Genomic DNA, 7,076 nt, shown 5'->3' on the forward strand with positions numbered 1-7,076 from the left:
ATTGTCTTTTCAATCCTTACTCCTATTGTAGAACTATCCTTACCGCCATCTCCAATCATATTAAATAAACCAGTAATGCCACTATACAGATCATATGAAACTTCAAATCCAACTTCATAATTCTTATTTAGGTCTGTACTAGAAAATAAACTATATTCCAAAGGAGAGTCCGAAGAATAATTTTGTATCCTTAGGCCAATTTCTTTTTCATCTTTTCTATTACTTTTCCAAGTATTAGAAGCTTCTAAAATAGTCGTTAATTTAGTAAATGATTTTGAAAATTTTAAATCCAATGTAGTTTCATTGAGATCTCTTCCTTCATATTCCTCATAGTCACTTCCGATTTCTAGATAAGATCTATCAAAATATCTTGTAGCCTGAACATCTAATTTATTTATTTTATAAAGGTCATAATATTCTTTTGCTGTTTCAAGGCGGTAAGAGTATTCTCCTATTCTGTTGTTTGCCCTAAGACTTATTTTTTTATAATAATCTTCTAGTAGATATTCATAATCTTTACTTTCAATAGTTATATCATGTCCTAAAAGTTCACTTTTTATCTCTATAAATGTATTTATTTTTTTTGTCTTTAAATTTTGTTGATAGGTTGCTTTAGCAGTCGTTGGTAGGATCTTAGTTGATAACCTATAGACTCCTATACCTTCAACAAATTCATTTTCATTTTTGGGAATATTTACATTTGCCAGCTGATGGTATCCTCCTCCTATCGTAAGTTTATTAGCAACACCATATAATAATCTAAGATCGAGCTGATCTTCATCGATATCTCGATTTTCTCCATAGTTAAATTGATAGTCCCATTGTCCTTTTTCCTGTATTTCGGCAAATGATTTTACCGTAATAAATTCTTCGGTATAGCTGTTGTTTTCATCGTATATTCTTACCTTAAGATTTGTATCACTAGATACCTCTATATCCTTAAAAGCATACTTTCCATTTTTAACTTTTTGGTATTCATAAAGTCTATTATTTTTATATAACTCAACTATATTGCCATTGTTACTGTAACCTGTTATATCTGTTTTACCATATTGTATGGTAAATTTAGCAGATTTAAGACTTATCCCCCTTATCTCATTGTTGGAGAGGTTGTCATTTTGAGTATAACTATCCCCAAAGATTAATTCTTTGTCTTTTAAAAAGGGTAAAAATGATTTATCATACTTAAGATTCCATGTATCCCACTCTACCCCATCAGTTAGGTCTACTGAGGTATTAAAATTTCCATATAATAATCTATTTGTATAATCAATTGTCAGGGTATCGTCATCGAAACCACTTCCTAGATCTGAATTTTCATAATTAAGTTTTAGCCTTCCAAGAGTAAATAATTTATTTTCTATAAATATTGTTCTTCCCTTTAGTTTTTTTGGTTTATTATTATTGTTTTCCAAATTAGTTCTTTTATTATAGACTTCGTTCATAGTTTCATACTTTAATTCAAAGTTTGGCTGCAATTCAAGAGTAAGTAAGTTTTCATCATACTTTACTTCACCTAGAATTTTTAATATATCAGTGGATATATATATATCTTTGTTGATGGTCATAAGGTCTTCTTTTAAAAATTTTAGTTCTTTATTATTAAATAAAGCTAGCAGTTTATTCGTATCAATAATAATAAAATCAGTGCTGTTTACCTCTGCCTCAAGGAGTCCATTATTACTTGTATATTCATTACTTCCAATGACTGACAGAAATTTGGAGAAACTTATATATATTTTATGGTTGTCTAATTTAATAACTTTAAAAAACCCTTTTTCATAAGATTTAACCTTAAGGGTTAGTGGAATTTTTTCATTAGAATATGTAAAATAGCTAAAAATAAATAAAGCAATAATAAAAATTGTTTTTTTCATCATTTTCTCCTTGTTATAATGTTTAAAATACCAGAGTGTAATTTTTATAAATTGATCTACTAAAGATTATAAATATTAATCGTTAATATATCGATGTATGAAATATCAGTGGGATATAAGTAAAGGGATACTAGGTATCCCTTTAGATTTTTAATTATAATCTGCAGTTACAAAAAGAGTTCCTTTATAATTTCCTTTTTTAAGCTCTAACATAGACGTTTTTCCTAAAGTAATTGTTTCATTATTATCGCTTATTTTTACAGGGATTTTGAAATTTTCTTTATCATATTTATCATTTTGCATATTGATCTCCCCCTCTTTTCCCCTTATACCAAAGTGCATAGAGGCCAACTCTCCACCACGAATTCCCTTAAAATCAAGTGTTAATACTTGCGGATTACCGTCAAATTCAAGCTCGGTAACAACGCTTCCCCCTTTTTTTATTTCTAGACTAGCTGATGGTTCAACCTTTGCGGTAATATTAAGCTGGGCGGTAACATTAGGCTGGGTGGGAACACTTGATACTCCGTAACACGACGTTCCTATAATCAGTAATGCTCCTAATAATAATTTTTTCATCTTTCTCCTCCTATTTTTATTTTTAAATTTTTAATGTTTTTATATGTTTCTTGGTGTCTCTATCAAGTAACTCTACCTGAACAACTTTATTTTCTCCCCTGTAGTTAAGATCTTGTTGTCCCTTTCTGCCGATAAAAAATTCATGATCAACTGTAGTTCCATCATCCATTAGATATCTTGCTATGATCTTTAGTGATGTATTTCCTTTATTTTCTATAGTTCCTTGAACATGAGTACTATTAATCTTAAAATCACTAATTTTCAGATTTTTATTTAATTTTCCCTTATTGGCATAGATAGCGGAATTTAAATTTATTTTTATAGATATACCCTTAGCATTTGAAGGTGTTATTTCTTCAAAGGATAGATAAGATCTATATTCACCATCTGGAAGATCTTTAAAATCTTCTATGAGTAATTTAACTGATTTAGTGTCGTTGGGTTTTAAATTTAATATAGGTGGATAAAACTCTATATGATCCCCGATATAATAGTCATCTGAACCAATATTCATGGGTTTGACAATAGACACTTTATATCTCTTAGGAGTATCACTATCGTTTTTCACCCTGATTTCCTTGAATACTTCCCCGTCAACCAATTTAGCCTTAGTTATCTGAGGTGATATTGATATAGCAAATATATTAGTAGATATAACTAAACCTATTAACGAACTCATTATTTTTTTTTTCATAAATAATTCCCCCTCAATTAATTAAAAAATTAATCTAATTTTAATGTTAAATAAAAATTTTAACACGATTTTAATAAAAAATCAAAGTGTAATTATATTTTTTAATATATTAAAGAAAAAAATACATGGAATTGAAAGTTAAATTATTTTAATTTTGTATAAAGTGTTAAAATTATGACATTAAAAAATTTATTTATAATATATTTAGATGCTTTTAGGTGTTTAATCAACTCTTTAAATATTTAAAATTTTCTATTAAAAATACAAAGAATTATTAAAATAAATTTTAAATTTTAATTTAATTAATAAGTTTTAGTATTTTTAAGCAAAAATACTAAGACTAACATAAAAACTAATATTTTTTAATACTTGTATTTTTATGATATAATATACATTATAGCCATTAAAAATTAAGAGTTTATAGGAGAGATAAATATGAAATTAGATAAGATTGAATATATAGATAGAAAAACAAATAAAATATTAATCGAAAATGTTCCAGGAGAGAGATTTTTAAAATTTTTATACCATAATCCATTCGGAAAGCTACCTCTAGAGCTATTAGTCAAAAGAAAATGTTTGTCTTCTTTCTACGGAAAATTGATGGATAAAAAAAAATCAATCGATAAAATAGAAGATTTTGTAAGTGATAATAATATAGATATGAGCGAATCTCAAAAGAAAGTAGGAGAATTTATTTCGTTTAATGATTTTTTCTATAGAAAGTTAAAAGATAATGCAAGAAAGATAGAAAATGGAGTGGTATCTTCTGCTGATGGGAAAGTAATAGGATTTCAAGAGATAAATGATTGGGATAAATTCTTCGTGAAAGGAACAGAATTTTGTTTAGAAAAATATTTGAATAATAAAGAGTTATGGAAAAAATATAAAGGTGGAAGTATGGTAGTTATAAGGTTGGCTCCTGCTGATTATCATAGATATCATTTTCCAGCTTCTGGAAAAATTGGAAGTAGAAATAAGATAGATGGATATTATTATTCTGTATCGCCTTATGCTATAAAAGATAATTTCGGTGTATTTTGTGAAAATAAAAGGGAATTAACTACGTTAGTAAGCAGTGAATACGGAGATATTTTGATATCTGAAATAGGAGCTACAATGGTAGGAGGGATCGAGCAAACCTATACTCCTAACACCAATATTAAAAAGGGAGAGGAAAAGGGATACTTTACCTTTGGTGGATCTTCGGTACTATTACTGTTTGAAAAAGGAAAAGTTACTATAGACAGTGATATTTTGAAAAACACAAAAAATGGCTATGAAACGAAGGTTTCTATGGGTGAAAAGATAGGAGAATAAGATGTATTTTAAAAGAGGGGATCTAATAATTTATGGAATAATCCTAGGAATTTTTTTAATTTTAGGTGTAAATATCCACAAAATTAAGGAAACTAAAGCAGAGAGAGCAGAAATATATGTAAACAATCAATTAAAATATACATATAAACTCCAAAAAGCAGAGAAAAAATTTTATGTTAATACAGATATTGGAGGAGTAGGAGTAAAGCTAAAAGATAATAAAATAAGGGTAACTTCATCATATTCTCCCAGAAAATTATGTGTTAAACAGGGATGGATAGAAAGATCAGGGCAGACCATTATAGGAGTTCCAGATAAACTTCTAATAAAAATAGTAGGAGAAGATGAAGATGATATAGATTTTATTCTCCGATAGACTTTATTTTAAAAATAATAGTAGGAAATGAGTTCTATGGGATATAGAATTCAAGACTTTTATAAAAATGATCAGTATATTTTTATAAAAGTCTTGAAAAAATAGATAGAAAATGTTATTGTTAAGAGAATGAAAATTAAAAAATGATATTTAGCAAAACAGGATAAATTCTGTGACGCAAAACCAAAAGGCTTTTTAAATGGCAGCCAGTTGCAGATCTTATAGGTCTGTTTTTTTTTATGAAAAATAACACTTGTTAGCTTATTTTTAAGTTATCTAAATTTATTTTAATTTTAGGAAAATAATTATTGGAAAAACGGGAGAAATTCTGTGACACAAAACTAAAGGGCCTTTAAAATGGCAGCCAGTTGCAGATCTTACAAGGTCTGTATTTTTTTATCAAAAAATACACTTGTTAGCTTATTTTTAAATTAACTATATTGTTTTAATTTTCATATACAAAATTAATAATTAATATCAAATAAATAATGATTTATAAGGGGAGAGGAAAAAATGAAAAAAATAGTTTTATTGTTTTTATTAGTTATATCAATGCAATTAGTGGGAAAGGAAATTAATGGAAATTACAGTAATTTCTTATACTATGAAGATGCAGTAAAAAGTGGAAGTGAGGTAAGGATAACCCCTGATGAAGGTGGTAAAGTAGGAGCAGTCTGGTCACGGAATATATTTGATTTAAATGAAAATTTTCATTTCGAATATGAAATTTATCTAGGAACTAAAGGAATTCAAAAAAAACCTACCAATTTAAATATCGAATCTCAATATATTGATGATGATGGAAATATTGATATAGGTGCAGATGGGATGGCTTTTGCTTTCAAATCATCAGATTATAAAGATGTGAATTATGGAAAAGAGGGACAATATATAGGTTACGGTAATCATGGGACAACAAAAACGTTTGAAAAATCTTTTGGAGTTAAATTTGATACCTACACAAACCCTTATTATGATCCACAATCTACTGAAGTTTCAGATGGAAAATGGCATATGGGAGATATAAAAAAAGACCATATTGCTTTTATAGCTGGTGGAAAGATTGCAACTATGAGAGTTTCTGGAATCATAGGCGGGGACTCTCAACCTCTTGAAATTGATGAGATGGAAGATGGAGAGTGGCACAAGGTTACCTTTGACTGGAATGCTTCGTCTAAAACATTTAAATATACTTTTAGGGATGGAATTAAAACTTATACAAATACTTATTCTGGAGATATTGTACAGGAATATTTAGGAGGAAGATACGCTTATTTTGGGTTTACATCTTCAACAGGGCAATGGATGAACGAACAAAAAATTCGTAATCCTATAATTAAAGGGGTTATACCTACAAAGGATTATAAATTAGATATAAAAAAAGAGGTTGTTAGTGGAAATAACTATATATTAGAAGATACCGTTAAATATAAAATAACAATAACAAATACAGGAGGGGAAACTCTTACCAATATCAAATTGAAGGATGGTATAGATATATCAGATAATGCAAAAACATTTGATGTCGAGCTTGAAAACAATGCCTGGACCGAACTAGGAGCTGGGAAGAGCATTGTAACATATGGGACTAAAAAAAATCCAGATCCAGATAAAAAAGGGAGTATAACACAAGGTGATATAGACAAAGGTAGTATAGTAAGAACTGCAGCGGTAGAGGCTGAAAAAAATGACGGAGAAAAATTACATGCAGCCGCAGAAGCAACAGTATATGCAAATATAGTTAATGAAATAAAAGTAACAAAAGAAATAACCAGTATAACAGATGGAGAAGATCATACAAAAATAAAGCAAAACTATACAAAAGCAGGAGATATAATTGTATATAAATTTACTTTAACTAATAAAGGAACTCAAACACTAAAAGATCTATCTGTATCAGATTTAAAAATACCAGGGATTGTATTAACCTCATTGGAATTAAACCCAGAAACAACAGCGACAGGAACAGGAGAATATATAGTAAAACAAGAGGATGTAGATAGAGGTAGTGTAATAAATACCGCAAATTTTAGAGCTGTAAAACCAGATGGGAGTGTAATAGGGAAAAGTGCGACAGCGACTGCGAATGCAATTAAATTAGTAATAACTAAAAAAGTAACAGATACAGATTTAGGAGGAAAAGACACAGCAGCATATGGTGAAGAATTAACATATGTAATAGAGGTAACGAATAATTCAAATATAGATGTAATAGGTGCACAAGTGTTAG

The 7,076-nt window shown here is 28.5% G+C and carries 6 protein-coding genes and 2 riboswitches; of the genes, 3 read left to right on the plus strand and 3 right to left on the minus strand.

Annotated features, from left to right (window positions below; translation table 11 throughout):
- The 3 genes from WBG30_RS06725 to WBG30_RS06735 all read right to left on the minus strand — a co-directional run.
- A partial coding sequence (locus WBG30_RS06725) for a fimbria/pilus outer membrane usher protein (protein ID WP_424503875.1) occupies positions 1-1,877 on the minus strand: 1,877 nt, incomplete at its 3' end.
- Between the two features lie 150 nt (positions 1,878-2,027).
- Entirely contained in the window at positions 2,028-2,456 is a 429-nt protein-coding gene (locus tag WBG30_RS06730) for a hypothetical protein (RefSeq protein WP_424503876.1), read from the minus strand.
- A gap of 22 nt (positions 2,457-2,478) precedes the next feature.
- Positions 2,479-3,150, minus strand: coding sequence for a hypothetical protein (locus tag WBG30_RS06735; RefSeq protein ID WP_424503877.1), 672 nt, complete (start codon positions 3,148-3,150; stop codon positions 2,479-2,481).
- Between the two features lie 435 nt (positions 3,151-3,585).
- On the opposite strand from WBG30_RS06735, the gene WBG30_RS06740 reads away from it, so the two are divergent.
- From WBG30_RS06740 to WBG30_RS06750, 3 genes are all read left to right on the plus strand, one after another.
- On the plus strand, positions 3,586-4,470 hold the full coding sequence (locus WBG30_RS06740; RefSeq protein ID WP_424503878.1) for a phosphatidylserine decarboxylase: 885 nt from the start codon (positions 3,586-3,588) through the stop codon (positions 4,468-4,470).
- Between the two features lies 1 nt (position 4,471).
- Positions 4,472-4,846: a NusG domain II-containing protein gene (locus WBG30_RS06745; RefSeq protein ID WP_424503879.1), complete on the plus strand. Its 375-nt coding sequence runs from the start codon at positions 4,472-4,474 to the stop codon at positions 4,844-4,846.
- Positions 4,847-4,988: 142 nt separating this feature from the next.
- Positions 4,989-5,064, plus strand: a riboswitch (cyclic di-GMP riboswitch).
- Between the two features lie 82 nt (positions 5,065-5,146).
- Positions 5,147-5,222, plus strand: a riboswitch (cyclic di-GMP riboswitch).
- A gap of 137 nt (positions 5,223-5,359) precedes the next feature.
- Positions 5,360-7,076: L-type lectin-domain containing protein (locus WBG30_RS06750; protein WP_424503880.1), on the plus strand; the 1,717-nt coding region annotated here is incomplete at its 3' end.

The organism is Psychrilyobacter sp., from assembly GCF_049671765.1.
Classification (GTDB): domain Bacteria; phylum Fusobacteriota; class Fusobacteriia; order Fusobacteriales; family Fusobacteriaceae; genus Psychrilyobacter.

What these genes read in the sequence shown, in the direction of transcription:
- WBG30_RS06730 (WP_424503876.1), bottom strand. Translation starts at nt 2,456, where the DNA reads ATGAAAAAATTATTATTAGGAGCATTACTGATTATAGGAACGTCGTGT.
- WBG30_RS06745 (WP_424503879.1), top strand. Translation starts at nt 4,472, where the DNA reads ATGTATTTTAAAAGAGGGGATCTAATAATTTATGGAATAATCCTAGGA.
- WBG30_RS06735 (WP_424503877.1), bottom strand. Translation starts at nt 3,150, where the DNA reads ATGAAAAAAAAAATAATGAGTTCGTTAATAGGTTTAGTTATATCTACT.
- WBG30_RS06740 (WP_424503878.1), top strand. Translation starts at nt 3,586, where the DNA reads ATGAAATTAGATAAGATTGAATATATAGATAGAAAAACAAATAAAATA.